Consider the following 25,159-nt stretch of genomic DNA (forward strand, 5'->3'; position numbering starts at 1 on the left):
CTATTTATAATCTATCATTATGGCAACAGGAAGGATAGGCGATCCAGAGGGTGGTGAATTCAACAGTCTGCCCTCAACAACAATCGCTGAACTTCGCCCACCGTCCAAACACATCAAATAGGAAAATCCTTTGTCTGAAAAAAATTCTATCATCTCTTTGAAACTTAATCCATAGCTTTTCGACTGATACCCATCGACAATCATAATCACTAACGATTTGTGTTCTGTTATTCCCACAAAGGTCCTTGGTGCTCTGTTATCAAGCAGAGAAGAATTGTAGAAATTCCTCTCATATTCACTTGCTGGTTGCCCATCAGATATTATCAATGGACCGCCTTCTACTGCGAACTCGAGGTCATAACCGTAGCTGTTATAGATTTCGAATTCGACTTTTTGCCCAACATTGATTTTACCGGTTTTTTCGAGACCCGTCGGTGAAATCAACAGCAGACGGGTCCCTTTCTCCACCTTTTCATTATATCCTTTACTTACCACAATACCATTTTTTATTTTTAAATAAATGAAATCGTTGTAGTATGGAATTATGCCGCTAAAGCGCTCATTATAAAGGAGAAGCTCCCCTTTATAAGCTGTATTAACACCTTTGACTTTTACCTTTCTTCCATTAACCTTCAGAAACAATTCAACATCCATTCTCGAAATGCCCGCTTTGCCATCCTTTGTAATAAAAAAGACAGGTCTTCCAAGTGAAGGGAGGCTGACAATATTACCTTTGTCGACCAGCAAACCAATAGGATAATTGTTTGATGGGTCAAAATATCCGGCATTTATCACGGCAAATGCGTCGCTTTTTTCTGCAATCTTCTGTATATCACCAACCGATGGGATCCCTTCGCCACCATAAGCCAGGTTGATTTCGAAAATTTCCGGTTCGATTTCAAGGCGCGTAATTACAAATTTTCTTCCGGAAACTATCCCTTCAATGCTGCTTAGCTTATATCCAGGGCCAGAGGAGGCAGATAAAACTTTTCCCCATCCAGCAGATTTTTTAATAACGACCCGTTTGCCATCAAAAACAGGATAAGCTTGATACCATTCGCTTTTCCCGCCCAGCAAAATTCTAAGCATTTGTTTGCCAACATAAATTTCAAATTCATTAACCCAATCGGTGTTTGAAGATGCGGGCTTGAATGTGACAATTAATGCCCCGGTTTCCGTGTACCAATAGTTCATAAATTCCATGGGCACAGATCTGTCGAACTCAAAGATTACTTCATCTTCGCTCTTTTTGATGTCTAAAAGCTTGAAAGGCTCATCATAGAAAATAATACTTCCATCTGTCTCCGTCTGGTAAAGATTCAAAAAATAACAGACGAAACTGGAATCTATATAAATCTTGGAGTTTTTAAAGGCAACTACGCGTTCAAAGCTTTCACTGAAATCTAAAAGGGCTTTTCCAGAGTCAGCGTAAAAAGACAACATTTTTCCGTTTGAGAGAATTACGAAAACCTCTTTCCCGCTCGCAGATTTTGAGACTATGCTATCTTCCACCACATCTTCAATAAAATCGACTGACACATAACTGCGGGAATCTTCTTCAAGCAACATATCCTCAGAGAACCTATATATCTCACCTTTATAAGAAAATATTATGTTTTTGGAGATAAGCAACGTTGACAGGAACGCTATTACTATGATGACTAAAATCTTCTTCTGCATTTTCATTCCTCAAAATATTTCATGAATTAATTTGAGTTTTTGAACCGCTGTTTTTGAGAATCTATACGCTCCAAGCAATCTTCTTTCAGCAGTTTCATATTTGTTTATATCGTTCGCGTAAATTACAGCCAGGGGTTCCCCGCGTTGCACCCTGTCTCCTACTTTTTTCAATACCTCAACGCCAACAGCTGGATCTATACCATCTTCTTTCTTTTCACGCCCTGCGCCAAGTATCATTGCCGAAATCCCTATTTCCTGAGCATCTATACTTTCCACAAATCCCTCATAAGGGCTTTTTACTTCGAATTTATAGCGGGCAGAGGGAAGAATTCTTTCCGGGTCATCAACCACTTCCGGATTACCGCCTTGAGCTTCAACTAGAGCCTTTAATTTTTTGAGCGCTTTACCAGATTTAATGGTGTCATGAATCATTTCCCTTGCTTTTTCCGGCTTGCCTATTTCCGATAAAATGACCATTCTTTCAGCAATGGCAACCGTCAATTCAAAAAGATCATCAGGTCCTTTTCCTTTTAATGTTTCAATGGCTTCTTTAACTTCAAGGGCGTTTCCTACCATATTTCCTAAAGGCTGGTTCATATCACTGACAACAGCGGACATTTTTCTTCCATGCCTTTTCCCAATATCCAGCATGGCAATCGCAAGTGCTTTTGCATCTTCAAGCTTTTTCATGAAAGCACCTGAACCGGTTTTTACATCAAGAACTATTACGTCAGAATCAACTGCAAGCTTTTTGCCCATTATACTTGATGCAATGAGTGATATTTCATCAACTGTCGCAGTGACGTCTCTCAGGGCATATAACTTTTTATCCGCAGGGGCTATATTAGCCGTCTGGCCAGCCACCGCAATGCCTATGTCATTAACTATCGAGAAAAATTCATCTTTTTCAAGAGTTGTTCTAAAACCGGGAATGGATTCTAATTTGTCCACTGTGCCGCCAGTGTGTCCAAGCCCTCTTCCGGAAAGCTTCGCAAAAGTCAACCCGAGAGACGCAACAATAGGGCCAAGGACCAGGGTGACTTTATCACCTACGCCGCCTGTGGAATGCTTATCCACTTTGATCCCCTTTATTGAAGAAAGATCGATCCGTTCTCCTGAATTCAATATAACCTCTGTTAAGTTAGAACGTTCTTCATCGGTCATGTGATTAAAAAAAATCGCCATAAGCCACGCTGAAACTTGATAGTCTGGAACTTCTCCCTTTACATAACCATCGATAAGGGCTTTTATTTCCTCTTTTGTGTTGGGATAACCATCTCTTTTTTTCAGAATAACATCGTAAATCCTCACTTTATCACCTTCTTAAGCGGAATTTTTACTCTGAAAGTTGTGCCGCTACCGTATTCACTCTCAAGCTCAACTTTTCCATTCAGCTTATCGGCAATGAACTTCACAATAGCCAATCCCAGGCCCGTTCCCCCCATCTTTCTCGAACGTGCCTTGTCAACCCTGAAGAACCTTTCGAATATCCTCTTCTGCGCTTCTTCCGGAATGCCTACTCCAGTATCTTCGACTTCAATAAAGGCGAAATTTGCCAGGGCATATATGCGCAGCCAGACTTCTTTGGGGCCATGCTCTTTGACAGCAGTGTATTTGACTGCATTATCAACAAGATTTAGCGTGAGCTGAACTAATCTATCAAAATCACCTTCCACAAATATTCCCTCTTCAATGTCATCCATGACTTTAACTCCAAGTTCATCTGCAAGAGGGCCGATTATCTTCAAAACATATCTGCCAACTTCTGTAAGCTCAACATCGGTAATAGCGAATTTCGCGTCTCCCGATTCCAGTTTTTCTACATCAAGGAGGTCATTAATTAATCTTGTCATCCTCGCAGACTCTTTCTCAATGATATTAAGAAAATGGCGAACTGTTTCTTTATCACTAAGGTCATGATCAAGAAGTGTCTCTGCATATCCATGAATTGAAGTGAGAGGTGTTCTCAATTCATGGGACACATCAGAAACAAATTCTCTTCTGATTGCTTCTAACTGCTTTTCATTCGTTATATTTCTCAAAATAACAAGTGCGTGGTTCACGCCAGCGTGAGAAACGGGTATCATCTCACAGACGAAATACTCCCTATAGGCACCAAAAAGAGTAATTTCGCTGTGCTGAGGTTGTTTTGTTTCAATCATTTCCTCATACAGGTCATTTATGAAGAAATTGTTTAACACATCCGTTAGCTTTTTGCCAATTATATCAGAAGTGCCCGTAATCTTTTTGACGGCATTGTTGATGTATTCAATTTTCCCATTTTCATCGATGATAAAAAAAGCTTCGGTCATATTGTCGAGTACATTCTGCATGTATTTAACTTTCCACGTTAGCATTTCTATATTTTTATCTTTGTCGTTGATGAGTTTTCTAAGCGCATCATAAATGCTGATAATCTCAGCTCTTTCGTCTAACCCTGTTAGCTGAGCAATACGATGTTTTATTTTCACAAATCTCGTCAATGCTTTTCTGCATGCCAAAAATCGGAAAAACAGCAGCGCTAAAAGCGCTGCCATTATCGTTATAGCATAAAGCAAAATTCAATCTTCCTTTCCAGGATCCCTGAATTTGTACCCCTTTCCTCTAACTGTCATTATGTACTTGGGATTTGACGGGTCTTCTTCAATTTTTGTCCTCAACCTTCTGATATGCACGTCAACAGTTCTTGTGTCTCCATAGTAATCATAACCCCACAGCTTATCGAGAAGTACATCCCTGCTAAAGACTTTACCTTCATTTTCTGCAAGGAATCTCAGCAATTCGAATTCCAGAGGAGTAAGGCTCACCAATTTTCCACGAACCCTTACTTCATATTTCTCCGTGTCGATTTCAAGATCTCTTGCTGTAATCTTTTTTGGCCTCTCTTCTTTTGCTTGAATGCTCTGCTGAATTCTTCTAAATACCGCTCTAATTCTTGCCAATACCTCTCTTACACTGAAAGGTTTTGTTATATAATCGTCCGCTCCCAGTTCGAGTCCAAGTACCTTATCGAATTCCTCGCTTCTTGCACTTAGGAAAATAACAGGGACCTGTCTGTACTTTTCTGAGCTCCTCAGATTTCTAACGAGTTCAAAGCCATCCATCCCGGGAAGCATGATATCAACTATGAACATGTCGATTTCATTGTCTTCAGAAACCCGTAGTGCTTCCTCAGCATCGTAAGCTTTGAAAACATCGTAGCCTTCCTTTTTCAGATTAAAAGCCAGAAGTTCAACTATGGAAGGTTCGTCATCAATCACGAGGATGTTTTTCTTGGCCATTCTCACCACTCCTTTCGCTTTGAATTAATTCTTCCTGCAAGATCCAATAGATATTTTTTTCTTTCAGATGTAAAAGATTTATTTTCAAGAAATTCAATGGCATCATCACCGGTTATATTGGCTATGCTGAATTGCATAACTGATTCTTTCACACTTTCAAAATCCGCTTTTACATTTTTCATATTGAGCCAGTTTCGCAACTCAAACTCAATTTTCCGCAGTTTGTCCATATCTTGCATTGGCAACTTTCCAAAAGGAGTTCCAGGTTTTGGTATCAATGGATTCAAACTAACTATCACCTGGGAATATCCCATTTTCCTTGCCTCATGTACGTGCCTGACAATGCCTTCTCTATCTTCTCCGGTTTCAAAAATTGCTCCATAGATGTAATATAGCTTCACTTTTTTAAAGCCGGCAACCAGGCCCATTTCCAAAGCCGTATGTATATGATCTTCTGTAATTCCCTTTGAAAATTTATTCCTTATCCTCTGGCTCCCACCTTCCGGGGCAATGGTAAACTGGCTTTGGCCGGAATTTCTTAACAACAGCAACAACTCTTCTGAAAGTGAATCAAGCCTTAACGAGGAAACTGATACCTTAAACTTCCGCTCATTGAGATAGGTTATAGCTTCCTCAAGCCAGGGATAGTCAGTAACGGTTGCTGCAACAAGGCCAACATTTTCAATGCGCCCTTTGAGAAGATCAAGACTTTTCTTCAATTCCTCAACGGGCAGAAATCTTTCCTTGCCAAAAGCATGGCCAGCCACACAAAACTTACATGCCCTCTTGCATCCTCGTCCAATCTCGATTAAAAACCTGGGTCCAAAAGCGGAATTGTTTGTTATAAAAACGCTCCTTGAAAGCTTTTGAGATATGGCGGGGGAAAACAATTCTCCTTTAACTGCATGGGGATCTTCATTGAGAGCTTCTACTATTTCTTGCCGGCTTTCTTTCCCTGTCAAAGACCTCAAAATTGCTAAAAATCTGTCAGTCAAATCCCCCGAATGAACCACATCTCCAACCAAGCCTAAAAGCGCATTGTTGAAATAAGTTAGAGCTCCACCGATAATAATCACTGGATGAAATCCATTTCTTTTTTTGGATAGTACTGGCACTTTGTAACTGCGCAGGATATCGATAATGTTAAGTACATCCAGCTCAAAGTGAATAGAAAAAGCCCATATTCTGAACTCATCCAGCGGTTTCAAGGAATCTATTGAATAGAACTTTTTGAATGATCTATCAAAAAAGAACCTTTCACATTTCACATTTGGTAAAGCATTAAAGCGCGCATATAAATCGTGAAAAGATAAGCTCGCGCTGGCAACTTCGTATACATTCGGGTAAATCAATGCGATTTCCAGTGAACCATTTAAATCAATGGGTTCAAGAAAGTTCTCCCCATTTTTCAAAGCCAGGACTTTATTGTATTCGCGCCACGAATCCAAAGTCCTAGGCTTTCTCACTTAGTTTCCTCCCGATGCTTTCAAGCGAAACCTTTCGCCTTACCAGAGTAAACTTTGCCACCAGATTGCTTTCCTGCTTTGCGGTACCGTCAAATACAACATTCTTTCCCTTCACATTGACAGTGAAATTCAACTCCAAAGGTCTTTTGATCAATGCGATATCAAGATGTTCTAACTTGACAAAAGTAACCACAAATACTTCCGATTCAGATTCAAAAGAGCTCAGCATTTCACGTGAGAAGTTCAGCAGTAATTTTTGCATACCGCTAGTTGACAAAAGATTTAACCCTTCAATATCTGAACGCTCTTTCCACAGAAAATCGGTATTATCAATTTCAAGAGTTGCGGTAAATTGCTTTCCATCTAATTCTTCGAGCCTCATACTTCTTTCCTTTCGCTTCTAACAGCCTTTGGCTCCTTGTCGGCATTTGCTTCATTTTCGTCTTCGACCTCTGGTTCACGGTAATAATTGCCTTCCTCGACAAGCCCTACAATCTCAGCAAGCTCCTTGCCGGTAATTGTTTCTTTCTCTATAAGATCGTTTGCGGCTTCATCCAATTTATCTCTGAACTTTATTATGATTTCCTTTGCTTGGTCATAAGCATTCAAAACTATCTTTTTAACTTCGTTATCAATCTCGCTCGCAATTTCTTCGCTATAATTTCTCATGCGCGTTAATTCGCGTCCCAGAAATACCTCGCTTTCTTCTTTACCCCAGGCAATCGGTCCAAGCCTTTCACTCATACCCAGCTGGCAAACCATTGCCCTGGCAATAGTGGTGGCTTTTTCAAGATCGTTAGCCGCACCTGTTGTAATCTCGCCAAACACAACTTCCTCAGCAGCCCTGCCTCCAAGAATTTGAGCAAGGTTATCCAACATCTCTGTTTTGGAATTGAGATATCTGTCTTCAGCAGGTAAACTCTGTGTAAAGCCAAGGGCAGCAACACCTCTGGGAATTACTGAAATTTTATGAACAGGATATGCATTTGGCAGCGTCAATCCAACAAGGGCATGCCCCAGTTCGTGATATGCAACCACACGCTTTTCTCTGGGATTCATTACCTTCGACTTCTTTGCAGGACCTGCAATAACCCTGTCTATAGCTTCATCAAATTCACTCGCTCCTATAAGTTTTCTCTTTCGCCGGGCTGCGAGTATGGCAGCTTCGTTTACAAGGTTCTCCAGATCTGCACCAACAAAACCGGGAGTCCTTTTTGCGAGCAGCCATACATCTATATCTGGATCGACTGGTTTTCCGCGCATGTGAATTTTCAGGATTTCCGCTCTTCCTTTTACATCTGGTGGATCGACAGAGATTTTCTTGTCAAATCTTCCGGGTCTGAGAAGCGCTCTATCAAGAATATCAGGTCTGTTCGTTGCAGCCATCACGATAACACCTGATTTTTCATCAAAGCCATCCATTTCAACGAGGATCTGGTTAAGGGTTTGTTCTCTCTCATCATGACCGCCGCCAAGTCCTGCGCCTCTATGACGGCCAACAGCATCAATTTCATCAATGAAAATTATTGACGGGGCGTTTGCTTTCGCCTGAGCAAAAAGGTCTCTAACCCGAGCTGCACCAACTCCAACAAAAAGCTCAACGAAGTCAGAGCCACTTATGAAGAAAAAGGGAACATCAGCTTCTCCTGCCACAGCTCTTGCAAGAAGGGTTTTTCCTGTTCCCGGAGGCCCCACAAGCAGAATACCCTTGGGCATCCTTGCACCGGTTTCAGAAAAGACATTTGGGTCTTTTAGATAACTGACCGCATCCTTTAATTCCTCAACAGCTTCATCCACCCCAGCAACATCTTTAAAACTCACCTTTTTTCCTGAAGCTATGTACTTCTTCGCAGGGCTCTTTGTAAATGTAAAAGCTTGCGAGCTCCTTCCTGATAAGGAACGCATGGCAAAGAACCAGATGAAGATGATAATTGCGAGGGGGATTATTGTCCCGAGCAAGTTAACCCAGAACATAGAATCATTGCCTTTCTCGTATCTGACCTCTACACCTTTCTTTACCAGATCATCAATAAGAGTCTGAAACTGGTCAGTGGAGAGAGTTTGCGGAGATACATAGGTTTGATAAGCCTTGGGTTTGCCGCTTACGAACTTTGAATAAGCAACCCGACCGTCATCATATATGACCATTTCTTCTATGTTATTCAGCTCAAGTTCATGAATAAATTCGCTATACTGCACCGTGTTTATTTCATTGCTAGGATAGAGACCCCTAAGTGCTATTATGAGAAAAATGCCAAAAACAAGATAAAATAAAATCATACCAAATCTGGGTCTACGTTCCACGTGTTGACCTCCTTTCGAACTTAAAGAGGAGAAGTTCACTTCTCTTATTGCTGCTTCTGCAAAGCTCGCTGGCTCTAACTCCGGGAACCCATAAAATCCTTTTTTCATTGTCTTCAAGAACCATAAGACCTGCTAATACATCAGGCGGGGCTTCCCGGGCTGCTAGCGATATAACGTTTTTCATACTGTTCAGCCCAAAGGGCATAAATTTATCACTTTCGCTCGCACTTCTTAGCCAAAGGGGAAAGCTGATTATATCTGCCGGACATACGGCTTTATAACCTCCATCTATGTCCTCCGGTATGTTTTTAACCACGCTGATAACTATTTTGCCTGTTTCCGTTTCAATATCCACAGGTAATGTTTCAATTACCTTTGACCAGATATTGCCTGCCAGAGATACCTTATTAAACACAATATACTTCCCTCTGCTTACGCATTCAACACCATCTGCGAATTGGATTTTCCAGCCACCCGTTGATGATATTAGAAGCCTTTTAAAGGCCATCACCCTTTCCCGGGTTGGTGGATAACCTTTTTCAGAAAGACGTTGAACAATCGCTCTCACGTATTCAGCAACTATTGCCCATTCACTGGATGTTAAAGCTTTCCTTTCAATAAGTGCTTTCCCATTCTTCCAGAAAGTTAATTCCAGCAATCTGGTAATATCTTTTTCCAAAGAACTATAACTCTCTGAAACATTCAGAAAAAACCTCCAAAAAGCCTCTTCATATGATGGGTTTAGCTCTTTCAATAATGGCATTATTCGATGCCTGATAAAATTTCTGTCGTAATCCTCAATAATGTTTGTTTTATCGCTATTATAAGGAACCATGTTAATTGTAACATAATCTTTGATATCATGCACCGGTATGAAAAGGAATGGGCGTATTATGTCTCCATCAATTGGCTTCATTCCCAACATCCCTCTAAGACCTGTTCCACGAATCAGTCGCATCAAAATAGTTTCAGCTAAATCATTCAAATGATGAGCAATGGCAATTTTATCAGCTTGCAGGATCATTTTTGCTCTTTTTAGAAACTCCATTCGCTTTAGCCTTGCTGCCTCTTCAGGGGACAACCCCTTGTTTTCAGATATGAATTTTTTCACATCAGTTTTTTCATGGTAAAAGGCTATTTTTCTTTTTTCGCAAAATGCCTTGACCATTTCGGCTTCCCTTTGACCTTCATAACCTCTAAGACCATGGTCAAGGTTTGCGGCAACTATTTCACATTTTAACAAAGTGGAGTTTGCACCAAGAAAGTGAAGAAGAGCCATTGAATCCTTACCGCCAGATACCGCTATGAGAATCTTTTCGCCCGGTTTGATCAATTCATATGTTTTGATAAATTCAAGTACTTTTTCTTCAAATGCGGAAGCCAATTAAATCACTTCCTATACTAAAATTAAAGCGCCCCCAAGGGCGCTGGAGCCAACGGTGGGACTTGAACCCACAACCTGCTCATTACGAATGAGCCGCTCTGCCGATTGAGCTACGTTGGCACTCAGCAGTATTTTACCTTAGCAAGCAAAAAGTGTCAAATGGCTAACTTGCATATGCAACGCTACGCCTTTCCCTTATCACAGTTACTTTTACCACACCAGGGTATTCCATTTCTTCCTCAATTTTCCTTGCTATGTCGGCTGCCAGTTTTTCTGCAAGGATATCGTCGACTTTATCAGGTTCTACTATGACTCTCAATTCCCTTCCAGCTTGAATTGCGTAAGCTTTTTCGATGTGACTGAAACGCATAGCTATTTCTTCGAGTCTTTCCAAGCGTTTGATGTACATATCAAGGGATTCACGTCGTGCTCCGGGCCTTGCAGCAGAAATTGCATCTGCTGCAGCAATAAGCACACTTTCCGGAGAAGTTGCTTCCGTTTCGCCGTGGTGATATTGAATCATATTTACAACATCGGGCTTCTCTCCATACCGTTTGGCAATTTCGCCGCCGATTATAGCATGAGATCCTTCAAGCTCATGATCCACAGCTTTACCAAGGTCATGAAGCAATGCGCCTCTCTTGATTTTGTCAACGTTAAGGCCAAGTTCAGCAGCCATAAGAGCTGCTATTTGAGCTACCTCTACTGAATGGTCGAGAACATTTTGACCATAACTTGTTCTGTATTTAAGACGTCCAAGGAGCTTTACTAATTCAGGATGCATAGAGGGGATGCCCACTTTCATCAGGGCTTCCTGTCCAGCTTCCTTTATTTCTGAATATATAGTTTTCTTAGCCTTTTCATAAATTTCCTCGATCCTTGCAGGATGAATTCTCCCATCTTCTACCAACCTTTCGAGCGTTAATTTTGCTATAGCCCTTCGAAGGGGGTTGAAACAGGAGACAACAACTATTTCAGGCGTATCATCAATAATCAAGTCAGCACCCGTGAGCTTTTCAAAGGCTCTGATGTTCCTTCCTTCTCGTCCGATAATTCTGCCTTTCATCTCATCCGACGGCAGGCTAACAGTGCTCACAGTAATATCTCCGGTTATATCAGCCGCATAGCGCTGGACAGCACTAACAACAACCCACTTAGCGTGTTTCATAGCTTCTTCCTCATATTGCTCTTTTATCTGCTTAAAGCGCTGGGCAATTTCGTATTCGTAAACTTCCTCAGCTCTTCTTAACACCTGTTCGCGGGCTTCTTCAGGCGTAAGCTCGGAGAGCTCGTACAGTTTCCTTTCAGCAGCTTCTTTGAGCTTTTCAATTTCAGAAGTCTTGCTTTCAAGCTCTCGTTTCATTTTTTCAAGGGTTTCTTCCTTTCTCTCGAGATTATCTTCACGCCTTGAAAGCCTTTCATCCCATTGTTTGAGCTCTTCGCGTTCCTTCCGAATCTCCCTCTCCATTTCTTCTCTGAACTTATGAAGCTCTTCTCTGCCTTCTATCAGAGCCTTTTTCCTCAAATGCTCCGCTTCTTCCAAAGCTCTCTTTTTAATTGATTCAGCGTCCTGCTTGGAAGCCTTCAAATGTTCCTCCAGTTTATTTTTTACTCTTTTTGTTACCAGTGGAACAGCTATGAAGGTTATTGCTATTCCCAATGCAAGACCAATGAGAATTCCAATTGTCATATTACACGCTGGTATTTAAACCCATTCGGGATATTCCAGCTCCCTCCTTCCTTCTACATATCCTGTGAGATTGAAACTTCTTTAAGAACAGTGACTATCATGGAGTTAGTGAATCCTCTCCGATATAGCTTGGCTTTTAGCTTTTCCAACGATTTTGCATCTTTAAAATCGGTCCTTGCCCTTTCAACGTACCGCTTTAGTATTGAGTTTATGTCTATTTCCATTTCGAGCTTTCTTAATGTTTTTTCAACTATATCCTTATCCACTCCGAAATTTATTAATTCTCTTCTTATTCTGTGAGGTCCTTTAAAGTGTATTGTCAATGAATCGTAGGCATATAACCATGCAAAGGATTCATCGTTGACAAATCCGTATTCTTTTAGCCAGTTAATTACCTCTGTTATCAATACAAAAGAATAACCTTTTTCTTTGAGTTTTGCAATTAATTCCTTTTCTGCTCTTGAACGATACTTGAGCAATCTCAAAGCATAGGCCTTTGCTGTTTCAAAGTCCCGTTCCCTTTCATTTCCCGCCATTGCCCTCTTCTTTGCCTTCTCCCTCGGGTTTAACAAGCGGAAGTTCGTATTTTGAACGAATCCTGTTTTCAATTTCAAGCAAAAGCTGTGGATTGCTGCTCAGAAATTCCACTCCGTTGTTTTTTCCTTGCCCGAGGCTGATTTCTTTGCCGTCTTCTGAAATGTATGTGTACCATGCTCCTTTTCTCTCTATCATACCTTCTTTGACACCAAGATTGAACAGTTCGTTGTTGTGATCAATACCTTTACCGTATATGAGATCGACTTTGGTATCTTTGAAAGGTGGTGCTACTTTGTTTTTAACCACCTTTATTGTTACTTCATTGCCTATTACTTCGTTGCCTTCTCTAAGAGCCGAACTTCTTCGGACTTCCAACCTCACGGATGAATAAAACTTCAGTGCTACGCCCCCGGTTGTTGTCTCAGGATTTCCATATACCACACCTATTTTCATTCTGGTCTGATTAATGAACATGACTATACTTCTGGATTTGCTAACAGTTCCTGCTATCTTTCGGAGGGCTTGTGACATCAATCTCGCCTGAAGACCGACCTGCAATTCACCCATAGAACCTTCTATTTCAGCTCTTGGAACCAGTGCTGCTACCGAATCAACAACAACCAGGTCCACGGCATTTGATCTAACAAGCCCCTCGACAATCTCCAGAGCTTGTTCGCCATAATCCGGCTGGGAAATGAGCAAACTGTCAACATCTATTCCAAGTGCTCTGGCATAGCTCATATCTAAAGCGTGTTCAGCATCAACAAAAGCTGCAATCCCTCCCGCCTTTTGAACTTCAGCGATAGCATGAAGCGCAATAGTTGTTTTGCCACTTGATTCAGCACCATAGATTTCGATGACTCTTCCCCTTGGATATCCTCCAACACCAAGTGCAATATCAAGGGAAAGAGATCCACTTGATACGACTTCTACATTGCTTCTGTTTTCTTGATCACCGTAAAGCATTACCGAGCCCTTACCGTATTGCTTTTCAATCTCCTTTATGGCTCTTTCAAGTGCATTTTTCTTCTCTTTAGAAATCATGTTTTATCAGACCTCCTTCAAAACTACAGGAAAAAAGTTTTGTATATCTGGCTCCTTCTGGTGAGAGTTCAGATTTGAACAAGGATATTTCATTTACAGGCACTATCACTTCTTCGAGTTCAACAGTTTCTATGAGTTTTTTCCAGTATGGTGGACTAAATTTCATACGTCCAACTGTTATGTGAGCGTGGAAATTCTCTTCAACATTGAACCCCAGGCTCTCTAAAGCCACTCTTGTTTCTCTAAAAAGATTATTCAAGACCACCGAGGGTTTTACACCTATCCATATTACCCTTGGAAGATTCTTATGCCGGAAAAAACCGAGTTTTCCCGTAGAAAAAGTAAAAGTTGGAAAACCCCTTAGACGTTTTGATAACATTGAGGCAACCAGTTCCACTTTTTCTCTATCCACTTCGTTAAGGAAAGCCAGCGTCAAATGGGCATTATTTCCGACTACCCAGGAAGCTTTGAATCCCATTCGCTTAAGCCTTTCAACAACTGTATCCACAATGCTGGAAATTTTTTGGCCAGTATCAATGGCAATAAAGGTTCTCAAATTATTTCCCCCTTTCGCTATTGCGCAGATAACCAGAAACATATACAATGCCGCTAAAAAGGGTTATCAACGCAACAATCCACTGAAGCAATATAACAAATGCTGTGATATCCCAGTTCGTAATAACCTGAAGATATAAAAAGCATAATAAAATTATCTGGGAAACTGTTTTGAACTTTCCGAAATAATTGGCTGCTATGATCACCCCTTCTGAAGCTGCCAGCATCCTTATTCCTGAAACAAAGGTATCCCTGAAGATGATTAAAAACACCAGCCAAAAATTCACCTTGCCGATGAACATGAAAACCAGGAAAAGTGATGTAATCAAAATTTTGTCAGAGATTTGGTCTAAAAATTTCCCTAAAGTCGATACCTGATTTAATTTTCTCGCAAGCTTTCCGTCCAGGTAATCTGTTACAGACGCAATGATAAAAATTGCGAATGACCAGATCGCCCATTCTTTGGGTTCGTAGTACAGCAAAGCCACCAATGGAATTGTTAGTACTATTCTAGATAGAGTAAGCAAATTAGGTATGCTCATCTATAATAAATCCCTCCATGTCATTCTCGTAAACTTGAGTAATCACCGTTTCGATTAATTCCCCTGACTTGCTCTTGCCTCTGACATAAATATTGCCATCGATTTCGGGAGAAAAATGCCAGGACCTGCCAATTGAAAGCTCCTCTGTCTCATCTTCTATAAGTACTTTGAGTTTCTTGTTCAAAAATTGCTGATTGAGTTCATATGAAATCCGATCCTGCTCGTCCAGGAGCTCTTCAAGAAGTTCCTGGGCTTTTTCTCTGGAAATAGTCACCCTTTCACTGTAAGCCGGTGTGCCTTCTTCCGGAGAATAGACAAAGCCCCCAAGTTTGTTGAATTTAACCTCTTTGATGAAGTCGAGTGTTTCTGCGAATGTCTTTGATGTTTCCCCGGGAAATCCGACCATTATCGTCGTCCTCAAAACAGCATCAGGCATTTTAGACCTTACCTTTCTAAAGAGCTCTATGAGTTCTTCACGGTTTTTCGATCTTCCCATGGCCTTTAACACACTATTTGAGCCGCTTTGCACCGGTATGTCAAAGTATTTCACGGTGTTTCGTGAAAGGGCTATGGAATCTATAATCTCTTCATTAAGGTGATCGGGATGCAAATACATTACCCTTACCCAAAAATCTTCTTTGATGTCATCGAGTTTTCTCAATAAATCTGGTAGCGCTTGTTTTCCATAAAGATCTTTTCCGTATTGTGTGTTGTCCTGCGAAACCAGTATTATCTCTTTTACTCCACCAGAAACCAGTGCCTGAACTTCTGAAACAATGTCTTCCATCTTTCTGCTTTGCGATCTTCCCTTAAAAGAAGGTATTGAACAAAAAGCACAATTTCTATCACAGCCATCACCTATTTTCACATAGGCGTAAGTGTTGCCTGACTCTCTACCCGAAAAATCGTAAACTCCTGTTGGTTGCTTGAGGTAGAATATTTCTTCTCTCTCCAGAAGATCAGCCAATGTGTCGGGAGGAGTTACTCCAATAAGTCCGTCAAGCTCAGGGATTTCTTCTTTGAGCTCATTGAAATACCGCTGCACCAGACAACCTATGGCTATAACTTTCAAAGACGGGTTTTCCTCTTTGAGCGAACAAAAATTGAGAATCTCTTCAACGCTTTCCCTCTTTGCTTCTCCTATAAAGCCGCAGGTATCAATGATTATCGCATCTGCCATTAAGGCATTGCTCACTATTTGATGTCCCCTTCTTTTCATAATCCCTTTGAAATTCTCCATATCGGCAACGTTTTTTGGGCAGCCCAACGTGAGAACGCCTATGTTCATCTGTAATATTCCTTCCTTTTCTTCAAGTAAAGCTCCCGTATTTTCGTCAATTCATCGATGTATTCTTTGTCTTTGTAATTGGGATATGTATATTCAAGAGGTCTGAAAGCGCCATTCAAAAACATCAAAGTCACTTCGGCGTTTATCCCTCTTCCTATATATATTCTATTTGCCCAGTGTTTAGTGGAAGCGAGCACAAACTGTGCGTGATGTATATAACCGGGATCTATGTTGATTTTCCTTTTGCCTTCTATTGAAAATCCCCTTTCGATCTCATTTGTTTTCAATTTGATTTCTGCAAGTTCTGAAGGATGAATTAAAGGCTCAAAACTCACAAGCTTTCCCTGAAGTTTGTGTCCCATCTCTTCATTGTAAAAATAGGTGTACTTGTCAAAATCAAGGGTGCACGACAGGTAGTCTATAGCGCCAAATTCTTTTTCGAGTATCGGTTCGATTTCTGTAAACCGATAATCTATATAAGAGGAAAAAATAAACATAACAAGATTTACCATTTCTGTTCTTTTCACCTGTCCCATTTTCCCAATCTCACCTCAATTTCCCTCATTGATACTTCATATACATTGTTCAAAAACCGCAAAGTGTATTGTTCTCCATTGCTTTTTATGTTAAGCGATTCGTCAACAAAAAGAGTAAATGCCTTACTTTTTCCCCCGGAAATTCCGTGAATTTCACCTCTGGCTTCCACTTTGACATCGCTATTTTCGCTGTACACAACAACGGTTTTCATGCTTATATTTAGCGCTTTCACTATTGATAGCAATTCAATATCAACTACAAAAAGCGCTATGCACAACAAGAGCAAAACAACCAAAAAAATATCACTTCTCATAAAGCTATCCTTTTTCTATATTTTTCTACAAAATTATATCACGCTTATTCTTAGACTACTACGGAATTATTTCAAAATCGGGATATTGTGATATAATTTCACAAGCAAGAGACTCTTTTTTGCAAAAGGGGTGAAATTATAATGGAAAACAGGAAAATTCCAAAACCTACAATCAAAAGGCTTGCGGTCTATTACAGATGCCTTGAAAATCTCATAAAAAGTGGAATGGAAACAGTTTCATCCCAGGAATTGGGGAATCGATTAAATGTCAAAGCCAGCCAGGTACGGAAAGACCTTTCATATTTCGGAGAGTTTGGAAAACGCGGCATTGGATATCAAACAAGGCGCCTTCAGGACGGCATCGCTGAGATCCTTGGAATTAAAAGGGAATGGAATGTCTGCATAGTTGGTGCTGGCAACCTTGGTGTGGCACTTGCTAACTATCCGGGGCTTTTCAAAAGCGGTTACAAGATAAAGGCTATTTTTGACATTGATCCAAAAAAAGTTGGCAGAAAGCTTCAAAATGGCCTTGTGGTTGAAGATTTAAAGAACTTTGGAGAAATTGTCAGAAGAGAAAAGATTCATATGGGCGTTATTGCTGTTCCTGCCAGCAGTGCGCAATATGTTGCCAATTTGATGGTTTCTTCGAGGATAGAGGGAATTATAAACTTTGCACCCGTCAGGCTCAATATACCTGAAACTTTCCCGCTGGAAGAAATAGATATCTCTCTAACATTCAGAGCTCTTTCATTCCAGATAAATATGCAAAAAAATAGATAGCGAGGTGCGCAAATGCTTGTGGCTATTGTTGGAGGCAGTGGTGCGGGTAAAACTTCCGTTGCCGTAAAAATAAAGGAACATTTTGGTGATGCTGCTGATATCCTTTCAATGGACGATTATTACAAAAACCTTGAATCCGGTGTAGATCCCCGAGAATTTAACTTCGACAGTCCAAAAGCTTTTGATTTTAAGCTATTTATCGATCATCTAAAAGCTCTCAAAGCCGGAAAGGAAATTCACACACCTATATACAGCATGGTAACTTATAGAAGGGAATCAGGAATTTCCAAATTATTTTCGCCTAAACCCCTTATAATTGTCGAAGGTATCTTGATATTACACACAGAAGAGCTCAGGGAGCTTTTTGATTTTTCTGTTTACATCGATGCTCCCGCTGATGAAAGGTTGATAAGAAGGATTGAGCGGGATACACGAGAACGGGGCAGGTCTATCGAAAGCATAATAACCCAGTACAGAAAATTCGTCGCCCCTTCTTTTAAGAGCTTTATTGAACCCCAGAAATATTTTTGTGATATCGTTCTTCCCGATGGAGTTGAAAATGCAATCGGACTCAAAGTCATAGTCAACGCCATAGAAAATATGTTAAAATCTTACCGCTGAACATTGATGAGATTAATTAATAGGAAGGTAACGCCTTACAAAAAAAATGATGGTATTGTATCTTTTGTGAATAACACCTGAATTCGCATTTTTCGGAGGTGGAGCCGTGAACAAGCGCCACGTGGTTCTTGTCTTAGTATTTTTAATTCTCATCGTTTCCACTACCTTCTCATTTGATGCTGCGAAGGCTACTAAGGCTTTTAAGGCATACGTAGAGGATTTCAAGAAAGAGGAATCTCAGCTCCCTGTTATCTCCAGATTGAAAGAGGATCTTGAAGACCTTGCCCTTTATAGACTTTACAAATTGCAGATCGCCGGAAGTGTCGAAAAGAAGGAAAGCACGACGACAATTCCGGATTTACTTACCGATCATATGAAATCCCTTGGTGAAGGCTATTTTTCCAGTGAAGAGGAAAAGATCGCTTACAGCGCTTTTCTTTCATGGATCGCAACTGATGTGTCGGGGAAAAAATTCCAGGTAGGAACTATCAATGAAATGCCTGCTTATTCATTGACTTTCAACAGCTATTCCTCAAGAATAAGGGCAGCTGCCCCGAGGGTTTATGAAAGCTGGATTGCTTATTCCCTGGGATTGTTGAAAGAACGACCCGAAAGCTTTCCCGAAGGGAAGCTTCCCATTCCAAATACCTTCAACGAATTTGATTTGAGCGTTACCATTGACAGGTCGGAGCAGGAGGAAATTGCTTCCATCACCGACGAAGAAATTTTAAAGCAATTATCAAAAAGCATTCAGGGCATTTCGAATAAGAAATACGATGTCAGCAAGTTGTTTAACGATAAGGTGGATGAAAGGGTTAACTTCATCAGTGGTAGATTACCAGATACCCTTGCGGGACTGGAAGATTCAACCAAAAACCTTTTAAGGCTCTGGATTTATAGAGCTTTTTCCCTTATTGATGAAGCCCCATTCTATCCTGATAGCATACCGATAAGCGAAATCAACATTCCGGGGTTTGTAAACAGCGTTCCTCTGGAAGATCCCAATTATGAAAAAATAAGTTCTATTATCGTAAATGATAACCTGATAATGATGCAGCTGAATTTTGCTTTGAAAATGATAGGCAACAATGTCTATTCGCCGATTGGGCTGATTGAAGCAGATATCGCCAACGAAGCAAAAAAGATGGTTGCACCGCTTTTGAGTACCCTCGGTCAGATAAGAAATAATCTGTCAGGCGAATTTGTTGCAAGCGTCTCGGCAAAACCATCTTTTGGATGGATGAGGATTTTTGCATATGTATTAATCGTTTTTTTGAGCTTTACATATATGAAAATTCTCAAAAAATATCTTCTCTACATTATCGTAGGCTTTGAAACTCTCTATCTCCTATTTCTTTCGAATCCCAATCAGAATGCCTTTGATCTGTCGCTGTATGCCATCACAATTATCCCTCTGCTTGTTTTCGCAACCCTTATAACTCTGGGGCGGGTATTATCAAAGAAAAGGAGAGTTTTTGACCTTCTTGCGCTGGCTTTGATCCTTTTGGCTTTGCTTTTACCCTTCGTCAAGCTTTACAGGAATGTTCCTGAGCTTTCTATGGAAAAATTTCCTGAATTCTACAATTCTATATATTATGATAAGTTGAAAAATGACTTATTCGAATCACCTGACTCGTTATTCAACATTGAGGTCAGGAAATTGACATCATTAATTTCTTCCGAACTGAATGACCTGAAAAGAGGGTACAGAGTTGTAATCCCGAATATGCTAAACGACCTTGCGAAAAACACTGGAACGACATTCTCTGTATCAGGAACACGTCTGAGGCTTTCAATGCCTTCCTTTGCCGATTATTTATCGATAGAAAATGAGCCTGAATATATTTCGCAGTTTGAAGACCTGCAGAAATCATTTAAGAGCTTTGTCAGAAACAGTAAAAGAAATTATTCTCAATACAGAAGGGTACTTGGCAACATTGAAAACATGGCGGAGAAAATCGTTATTTATGCTGGTAATCCCCTCCGTGAAGATTTTGAGAAATATCTCGTAAAGACGCTCGGAAATAAGCAAGAATATATGGTTGCTGTTGACAATATAGAAAAGGCAATATCCGATGAGATGAAAACAGAACCTGTTTCAGCTTCTATCAGCCCATATAAGATACCAAAATACACTTACATCCTATTGGGGATATTTTTGCTTGTAGCTACTACCATCATATTTAAGAATTTTGTCCTGTCCATGCTGGAAGGAATATTGCTCGTAATAGCCTTTATAGGAACCATGGGCACGAAAACGCTTGATATTTTTGTTCAGGCTGGAACTCCTCATTTGAAATTATCTGTAAATTCAGGAATAAGCATTTGGTTTTTTGTTCTTTTCGCGGTTATAATTGTTTTGGCTGAAATATTTGCCTTCATATCCTACAGAAAAGGGAGGGAAAGTGCATGAAGTTAAGAATTGCTTTAGTTCTCTCATTGGTATTGCTCATAGCGCTTCCTGTTATGGCGCTAAAAGTTATTATGGTTACCGACGTTGGCGGTCTTGGCGACAAGTCTTTTAACGATGGTACATGGGATGGTATTGTAAGAGCTGCTGATTTCCTTGGCCTTGAGAAGGAAGTTGTCCAGTCTCATGAAATGTCCGACTACATTCCAAACCTTTCTAACGCCGCAAAAGAAGCTGACATTGTTTTCGCTGTTGGTTTCATGATGACTGACGCTCTTTTCAAAGTTGCTCCACAGTTCCCCGACACATACTTTGTCGGTATCGACATTGTTCCACCTGAAGGAGCAGAAGCTGACAACGTAGCCACCTACATTTTCAAGGAACAAGAAGGCGCTTTTCTCGCAGGCTACCTTGCAGCTGCAATGACAGAAGCAAATATCGTTGGATTCATTGGTGGCATCCCGATACCACCTGTTGAAAGATTCAGATATGGTTACGAAGCAGGAATAAGAGTTTACGAAGAACTTCATGGAAAAACCATTGAAATCCTCAGAGGTTACACCATGGACTTCAATGACCCCAAAAAGGGTAAAGACCTTGCTCTCGCGCAGTTTGCTGAAGGTGCAGATATTGTATTCCATGCTTCCGGTGCTTGTGGAAACGGTGTTATTGAGGCAGCAGCTGAAAAGGGTGAAGGTTTCTTTGCCATCGGTGTAGATGCAGATCAGGATTACATGGCTCCCGGAAGAGTCCTCACCAGTGCTATGAAGAGAGTAGATATGGCTTCTTATCAGGCCGTTTTGAGTGTTGCTCTGGGTACATTTACACCCGGTCTCCATGTTCTTGGAATTAAAGACGAAGGCGTTGGCATCAGCCCGATGAAGTACACCAAGGACATAGTTCCCAAGAGTGTGCTTAAAGACCTCGATTTCTTGAAGGAAGAAATCAAAAAAGGCGTTCTCGTTGTTCCTGATACCCAGGAAGCTCTTGACGCCTTTGAAGTTCCTGAAATTACACTTCCTTGACTGAAATAATGGGGGGTATCAATGCCCCCCATTTCCCTTATTACTGATGATATTAAAGGTCGGGAGGTTTTGCTCCCGATTTTTAGTATCGTTGGTGATGGAGGTGAGTCTGTGTCCGTATTGAAGTCAGGTACTCCAGACTTTTCCGATTATGCAGTGGTAATGAAGGGTATTGTAAAAAAATTCCCTTCCGTGGTAGCAAATGACAGAGTGGATTTTTTCGTAAAAAAAGGTGAGATACATGCTCTGGTTGGAGAAAATGGTGCAGGAAAATCCACACTCATGAAACAGCTGTATGGTCTTTACACACCTGATGACGGTGAAATTTACATCAATGGGAAAAGAGTGCATTTTAAAGGTCCACGGGATGCTATCGACAATGGTATCGGAATGGTTCACCAGCACTTCATGCTTGTGGACAACCAGACTGTTGCCGAAAATGTCATACTTGGTTCTGAACCTCGAAAAGGTATTGTTCTTGATTACAACAAAGCAAGAAAAGAGGTCAAAGAACTTTCTGAGAAATACGGTCTGGCAGTTGATGTCGATGCTAAAATCGAAGATATTCCAGTTGGTATGCAGCAGAGAGTTGAAATATTGAAGATACTGTACAGAGGAGCGGAAATTCTCATCTTTGACGAACCTACGGCTGTTCTGACCCCTCAGGAAACTGAAGAGCTTTTTAACGTAATGCGGTTACTTAAGGACAGTGGAAAGACGATCATTTTCATAACTCACAAACTGAATGAAGTTATGGCCATTACTGAAAACGTAACCGTAATGCGCCTTGGTAAAGTAACAGGAAACGTACTCACCAAAGACACAAATCCCCGTGAAATAGCAACCATGATGGTAGGGCGTGAAGTATTGTTGAGGATTGAAAAGGAAGAAGCCAATCCCTCAGGTGTTGTTTTAGAGATCGAAGATCTTTGGGTGAAGGATAACAGAGGGCTTGATGCAGTACGCGGTGTTTCCCTTGAAGTCCGCGCAGGTGAAATCGTAGGAATTGCTGGTGTAGCCGGTAATGGGCAAACCGAACTTGTTGAAGCAATTACCGGTTTAAGAAAGGCGGAAAAAGGAAAGGTGGTACTTCTGGGTAAGGAAATGACAAATGCCTCTCCTCTGGAATTCAGAGAATCAGGTCTTACACACATTCCTGAGGATAGAATCAAAAGAGGTATGATTTCTCAATATCCTGTTTATTACAATGTAATCCTTGGAAAGCACTCCGAAGAACCCTTTGCAAGAAATGGCATTTTAAACCTTGGTGAAATCAAACAATATTCAAGCAAATTAATAGAACGCTTCGACGTTCGGCCACGTGATATAAACATGCTTGCAGGCAATCTTTCAGGTGGTAACCAGCAAAAAATGGTCGTCGCCAGGGAATTAGATGAAACACCAGTCAAGCCAAAAGTGGTTGTCATTGCACAACCCACAAGAGGTCTTGATATAGGCGCCATTGAGTTTATACACAAAACGATCATTTCCATGAGAGATCAGGGAATTGGCATCCTTCTTATATCAATGGAACTTGATGAGATCTTCTCTCTATCCGATCGAATACTGGTTTTCTACGAAGGTGAAATAATGGGTGAAGTCACACCAGAAGAAATCACAAGAGAGGAAATTGGTCTCATGATGGCAGGCCACAAAAAAGCAGAAGTGCTGGGTGAACAACGAGGTGATGTGAAATGAATCGAAGCAAAATTTATCCTTTGCTCGTTCCTACTGTATCTGTCTTAATAGCGCTTGCAATAGCATCAGTTATCATAATAATAATTGGGAAAAATCCTATTTCAGCTTATGCGGTAATGATCAAAGGTGCTTTTGGCGGATCGGAGCAGCTGGCGAATACCATTGTCAAAATGACCCCGCTTGTACTCACCGGATTGGCAGTGGGATTCGGTTTTAGAGCTGGTGTTTTCAACATCGGTGCAGAAGGTCAGATGGCAATCGGTGCGCTCATTGGCTCAATGGTAGCTATTAATATGGGAGCGGTTCCTTCACTGATAACCATTCCAGTTGTTATAGTAACTGGGATGCTGGGAGGAGCTATCTGGGCATCAATAGCCGGTTTTTTGAAAGCCTTCACGGGAGCACATGAAGTCATTTCAACTATTATGCTGAACTGGATTGCCGCCAATCTCGCCTCTTTTATGGTCACCGGACCTCTGGCTGTGGGATCCGGAACACCAAAAAGCCCGGAAATTGCTGAATCAGCAAAACTTCCCATCATGATGAAAGTTCAGGCCACAGAGCTCAGCATAGGCATAATTATCGCTGTAATAGTGGCGATTATTATGCAGATCATCCTTGAACGGACAACCATGGGATATGAACTGAAGGGCGTCGGTTTCAATCCCTATGCTTCGGAATACGGTGGAATAAGCATAAGGAAGAATATCATCTTAACCATGGCTATAAGTGGAGCTCTGGCTGGAATGGCCGGTATTATAGATATCATGGGAGTACCGCCACATCGATTTGTTGGAGAACTGACAGGTGGTAGAGGGTTCGACGGTATCACAATTGCGCTGATAGGAAGAAATAACCCTGTCGGTATTATTTTTGCTGCCCTTCTCATTGCAGCTCTCAGGACGGGCTCAAACGCTATGCAGATCAGTGCACAGATACCCGATGACATTGTCATAATCATTCAGGGTATCGTTATCTTCCTTGTAGCTGCTGAAAGGATTGTAGCCACCATCATCAACTGGAAAAGAAAGAGGGGTGAACTCGCATGAGTTGGATTGAAGCTATATTCTCTATTCTTGTAAACCCCCTATTTTATAAATTAATGCTGCTTTCTGCTACACCTTTGATTTTTGCTTCACTCGGCGGTGTTTATAGTGAATCCACTGGCGTAACAAATATAGCCCTTGAAGGAATTATGCTTATGGGAGCCTTTGTTTCAATTGTTTTTACACAGATCACCGGAAATCCATGGATAGGTGTGATTGCTGCCGTGGTCATAGGCTTTGGCTTTTCCTGGTTGCACGCATGGGCAAGTATACGCTGGTCCGCAAATCAAATCGTAAGTGCAACTGCATTGATTATTATAGCTCAGGGTATAACTTCATTCCTTATGAAGCCAATTTTTGGACATGAAGGGCAAACAGACTTTATCGGCAAAATTAGCGACCTTCATATTCCTTTTCTGGAAAAGATTCCCTTTATTGGAGAAATCTTTGGCGAACTAAGCCCCTTTGTTTATATTGCCCTTGCCCTTGTGGCATTTAGCTGGTTCCTCATGTACAAAACTCCATTGGGTTTGAGAATGAGGGCGGTTGGTGAAAATCCCGAAGCTGCCGATACGCTGGGAATAAATGTCTACAAAACGCGTTATTTCGGGGTCCTTATGAGTGGTATACTCGCAAGTCTTGGTGGAGCTTTCCTTTCGGTTGGAGAACTTGGAAGATTTGTTGAAAACATGGTTCACGGCAGAGGCTTTATAGCATTGGCTGCTATGATACTTGGTAACTGGAACCCCGTTGGCGCAATGTGGGCAGCTTTGCTCTTTGGCGCGGCTGAAGCCATGAACCTTCAATTGCAAAGCAGTTCTATTGTTTCGGTTTCAGCCACTATTAAACCGTTGTTCAACATGCTTCCCTTTGTTGTCACGCTAATTGTGGTTGGTGGATTTATTGGCAAGACCAGGGCACCTGCAGCCGATGGTGTCCCTTACGAAAAAGAATAGAC

At 41.1% G+C, this 25,159-nt stretch carries 23 protein-coding genes and 1 tRNA gene; 7 read left to right on the forward strand and 17 right to left on the reverse strand.

What is annotated here, in order from left to right; translation table 11 throughout:
• From AT15_RS02880 to AT15_RS02960, 17 genes are all read right to left on the reverse strand, one after another.
• Nucleotides 1-1,680, reverse strand: coding sequence for a phosphodiester glycosidase family protein (locus AT15_RS02880; protein ID WP_068346189.1), 1,680 nt, complete (start codon nucleotides 1,678-1,680; stop codon nucleotides 1-3).
• 9 nt (nucleotides 1,681-1,689) lie between these two features.
• On the reverse strand, nucleotides 1,690-2,991 hold the full coding sequence (locus AT15_RS02885) for a pyrimidine-nucleoside phosphorylase (protein WP_068346191.1): 1,302 nt from the start codon (nucleotides 2,989-2,991) through the stop codon (nucleotides 1,690-1,692).
• The gene (locus AT15_RS02890) at nucleotides 2,988-4,238 is read right to left on the reverse strand and encodes a sensor histidine kinase (protein WP_084251414.1); all 1,251 of its coding nucleotides are present in this window, start codon (nucleotides 4,236-4,238) and stop codon (nucleotides 2,988-2,990) included. Before AT15_RS02890 ends, AT15_RS02885 begins: the two co-directional genes overlap by 4 nt.
• A gap of 3 nt (nucleotides 4,239-4,241) precedes the next feature.
• The gene (locus tag AT15_RS02895; RefSeq protein ID WP_068346194.1) at nucleotides 4,242-4,961 is read right to left on the reverse strand and encodes a response regulator transcription factor; all 720 of its coding nucleotides are present in this window, start codon (nucleotides 4,959-4,961) and stop codon (nucleotides 4,242-4,244) included.
• 2 nt (nucleotides 4,962-4,963) lie between these two features.
• A complete protein-coding gene (locus AT15_RS02900; protein WP_068346196.1) occupies nucleotides 4,964-6,427 on the reverse strand; it encodes a B12-binding domain-containing radical SAM protein in 1,464 nt (487 codons plus the stop codon).
• The gene (locus AT15_RS02905) at nucleotides 6,414-6,809 is read right to left on the reverse strand and encodes a thioesterase family protein (protein WP_068346198.1); all 396 of its coding nucleotides are present in this window, start codon (nucleotides 6,807-6,809) and stop codon (nucleotides 6,414-6,416) included. The genes AT15_RS02900 and AT15_RS02905 overlap by 14 nt, the downstream gene beginning before the upstream one ends.
• Nucleotides 6,806-8,707, reverse strand: coding sequence for an ATP-dependent zinc metalloprotease FtsH (gene ftsH, locus AT15_RS02910; RefSeq protein ID WP_084251465.1), 1,902 nt, complete (start codon nucleotides 8,705-8,707; stop codon nucleotides 6,806-6,808). Before ftsH ends, AT15_RS02905 begins: the two co-directional genes overlap by 4 nt.
• 13 nt (nucleotides 8,708-8,720) lie before the next feature.
• A complete protein-coding gene (tilS, locus tag AT15_RS02915) occupies nucleotides 8,721-10,115 on the reverse strand; it encodes a tRNA lysidine(34) synthetase TilS (protein ID WP_068346202.1) in 1,395 nt (464 codons plus the stop codon).
• Between the two features lie 44 nt (nucleotides 10,116-10,159).
• Nucleotides 10,160-10,235: transfer RNA gene (locus AT15_RS02920), tRNA-Thr, on the reverse strand.
• A gap of 43 nt (nucleotides 10,236-10,278) precedes the next feature.
• Complete coding sequence (gene rny / locus AT15_RS02925) at nucleotides 10,279-11,805, reverse strand: ribonuclease Y (protein ID WP_068346204.1); 1,527 nt, start codon at nucleotides 11,803-11,805, stop codon at nucleotides 10,279-10,281.
• Nucleotides 11,806-11,858: 53 nt separating this feature from the next.
• Nucleotides 11,859-12,341 (reverse strand): regulatory protein RecX, encoded by a 483-nt coding sequence (locus tag AT15_RS02930; protein ID WP_068346206.1) that lies wholly within the window; start codon nucleotides 12,339-12,341, stop codon nucleotides 11,859-11,861.
• A complete protein-coding gene (gene recA, locus AT15_RS02935; protein ID WP_068346208.1) occupies nucleotides 12,328-13,386 on the reverse strand; it encodes a recombinase RecA in 1,059 nt (352 codons plus the stop codon). Before recA ends, AT15_RS02930 begins: the two co-directional genes overlap by 14 nt.
• Entirely contained in the window at nucleotides 13,376-13,942 is a 567-nt protein-coding gene (gene thpR, locus AT15_RS02940; protein WP_068346210.1) for an RNA 2',3'-cyclic phosphodiesterase, read from the reverse strand. The genes recA and thpR overlap by 11 nt, the downstream gene beginning before the upstream one ends.
• A 1-nt stretch (nucleotide 13,943) precedes the next feature.
• Nucleotides 13,944-14,483 (reverse strand): CDP-diacylglycerol--glycerol-3-phosphate 3-phosphatidyltransferase, encoded by a 540-nt coding sequence (pgsA, locus tag AT15_RS02945; protein ID WP_068346212.1) that lies wholly within the window; start codon nucleotides 14,481-14,483, stop codon nucleotides 13,944-13,946.
• Nucleotides 14,470-15,771 (reverse strand): 30S ribosomal protein S12 methylthiotransferase RimO, encoded by a 1,302-nt coding sequence (gene rimO / locus AT15_RS02950; RefSeq protein WP_068346214.1) that lies wholly within the window; start codon nucleotides 15,769-15,771, stop codon nucleotides 14,470-14,472. The genes pgsA and rimO overlap by 14 nt, the downstream gene beginning before the upstream one ends.
• A complete protein-coding gene (locus AT15_RS02955) occupies nucleotides 15,768-16,307 on the reverse strand; it encodes a DUF4416 family protein (protein ID WP_068346216.1) in 540 nt (179 codons plus the stop codon). Before AT15_RS02955 ends, rimO begins: the two co-directional genes overlap by 4 nt.
• Nucleotides 16,295-16,621, reverse strand: a complete 327-nt coding sequence (locus AT15_RS02960; protein ID WP_068346217.1) for a hypothetical protein — start codon at nucleotides 16,619-16,621, stop codon at nucleotides 16,295-16,297. Before AT15_RS02960 ends, AT15_RS02955 begins: the two co-directional genes overlap by 13 nt.
• A 141-nt stretch (nucleotides 16,622-16,762) precedes the next feature.
• On the opposite strand from AT15_RS02960, the gene AT15_RS02965 reads away from it, so the two are divergent.
• From AT15_RS02965 to AT15_RS02995, 7 genes are all read left to right on the forward strand, one after another.
• Entirely contained in the window at nucleotides 16,763-17,401 is a 639-nt protein-coding gene (locus tag AT15_RS02965) for a redox-sensing transcriptional repressor Rex (RefSeq protein ID WP_068346219.1), read from the forward strand.
• Nucleotides 17,402-17,413: 12 nt separating this feature from the next.
• Nucleotides 17,414-18,022, forward strand: a complete 609-nt coding sequence (gene udk, locus AT15_RS02970) for a uridine kinase (protein WP_068346221.1) — start codon at nucleotides 17,414-17,416, stop codon at nucleotides 18,020-18,022.
• A gap of 106 nt (nucleotides 18,023-18,128) precedes the next feature.
• Nucleotides 18,129-20,435: a hypothetical protein gene (locus tag AT15_RS02975; RefSeq protein WP_068346223.1), complete on the forward strand. Its 2,307-nt coding sequence runs from the start codon at nucleotides 18,129-18,131 to the stop codon at nucleotides 20,433-20,435.
• On the forward strand, nucleotides 20,432-21,457 hold the full coding sequence (locus tag AT15_RS02980) for a BMP family lipoprotein (RefSeq protein WP_068346225.1): 1,026 nt from the start codon (nucleotides 20,432-20,434) through the stop codon (nucleotides 21,455-21,457). The genes AT15_RS02975 and AT15_RS02980 overlap by 4 nt, the downstream gene beginning before the upstream one ends.
• A gap of 162 nt (nucleotides 21,458-21,619) precedes the next feature.
• Nucleotides 21,620-23,155 (forward strand): ABC transporter ATP-binding protein, encoded by a 1,536-nt coding sequence (locus AT15_RS02985; RefSeq protein WP_068346626.1) that lies wholly within the window; start codon nucleotides 21,620-21,622, stop codon nucleotides 23,153-23,155.
• Nucleotides 23,152-24,204: an ABC transporter permease gene (locus tag AT15_RS02990; RefSeq protein ID WP_068346227.1), complete on the forward strand. Its 1,053-nt coding sequence runs from the start codon at nucleotides 23,152-23,154 to the stop codon at nucleotides 24,202-24,204. The genes AT15_RS02985 and AT15_RS02990 overlap by 4 nt, the downstream gene beginning before the upstream one ends.
• A complete protein-coding gene (locus tag AT15_RS02995; RefSeq protein WP_068346228.1) occupies nucleotides 24,201-25,157 on the forward strand; it encodes an ABC transporter permease in 957 nt (318 codons plus the stop codon). Before AT15_RS02990 ends, AT15_RS02995 begins: the two co-directional genes overlap by 4 nt.
• Nucleotides 25,158-25,159: the final 2 nt, after the last annotated feature.

It is taken from the genome of Kosmotoga arenicorallina S304, from assembly GCF_001636545.1.
Lineage (GTDB): Bacteria > Thermotogota > Thermotogae > Petrotogales > Kosmotogaceae > Kosmotoga_B > Kosmotoga_B arenicorallina.

Coding starts and splice junctions, on each gene's coding strand:
- AT15_RS02985 (WP_068346626.1), top strand. CDS start 21,620: ATGAAGGGTATTGTAAAAAAATTCCCTTCCGTGGTAGCAAATGACAGA.
- AT15_RS02930 (WP_068346206.1), bottom strand. CDS start 12,341: ATGGCGGGAAATGAAAGGGAACGGGACTTTGAAACAGCAAAGGCCTAT.
- udk (WP_068346221.1), top strand. CDS start 17,414: ATGCTTGTGGCTATTGTTGGAGGCAGTGGTGCGGGTAAAACTTCCGTT.
- AT15_RS02965 (WP_068346219.1), top strand. CDS start 16,763: ATGGAAAACAGGAAAATTCCAAAACCTACAATCAAAAGGCTTGCGGTC.
- AT15_RS02895 (WP_068346194.1), bottom strand. CDS start 4,961: ATGGCCAAGAAAAACATCCTCGTGATTGATGACGAACCTTCCATAGTT.
- AT15_RS02955 (WP_068346216.1), bottom strand. CDS start 16,307: ATGGGACAGGTGAAAAGAACAGAAATGGTAAATCTTGTTATGTTTATT.
- ftsH (WP_084251465.1), bottom strand. CDS start 8,707: ATGATTTTATTTTATCTTGTTTTTGGCATTTTTCTCATAATAGCACTT.
- recA (WP_068346208.1), bottom strand. CDS start 13,386: ATGATTTCTAAAGAGAAGAAAAATGCACTTGAAAGAGCCATAAAGGAG.
- AT15_RS02995 (WP_068346228.1), top strand. CDS start 24,201: ATGAGTTGGATTGAAGCTATATTCTCTATTCTTGTAAACCCCCTATTT.
- rny (WP_068346204.1), bottom strand. CDS start 11,805: ATGACAATTGGAATTCTCATTGGTCTTGCATTGGGAATAGCAATAACC.
- AT15_RS02880 (WP_068346189.1), bottom strand. CDS start 1,680: ATGCAGAAGAAGATTTTAGTCATCATAGTAATAGCGTTCCTGTCAACG.
- AT15_RS02960 (WP_068346217.1), bottom strand. CDS start 16,621: ATGAGAAGTGATATTTTTTTGGTTGTTTTGCTCTTGTTGTGCATAGCG.
- AT15_RS02990 (WP_068346227.1), top strand. CDS start 23,152: ATGAATCGAAGCAAAATTTATCCTTTGCTCGTTCCTACTGTATCTGTC.
- rimO (WP_068346214.1), bottom strand. CDS start 15,771: ATGAACATAGGCGTTCTCACGTTGGGCTGCCCAAAAAACGTTGCCGAT.
- AT15_RS02905 (WP_068346198.1), bottom strand. CDS start 6,809: ATGAGGCTCGAAGAATTAGATGGAAAGCAATTTACCGCAACTCTTGAA.
- AT15_RS02980 (WP_068346225.1), top strand. CDS start 20,432: ATGAAGTTAAGAATTGCTTTAGTTCTCTCATTGGTATTGCTCATAGCG.
- pgsA (WP_068346212.1), bottom strand. CDS start 14,483: ATGAGCATACCTAATTTGCTTACTCTATCTAGAATAGTACTAACAATT.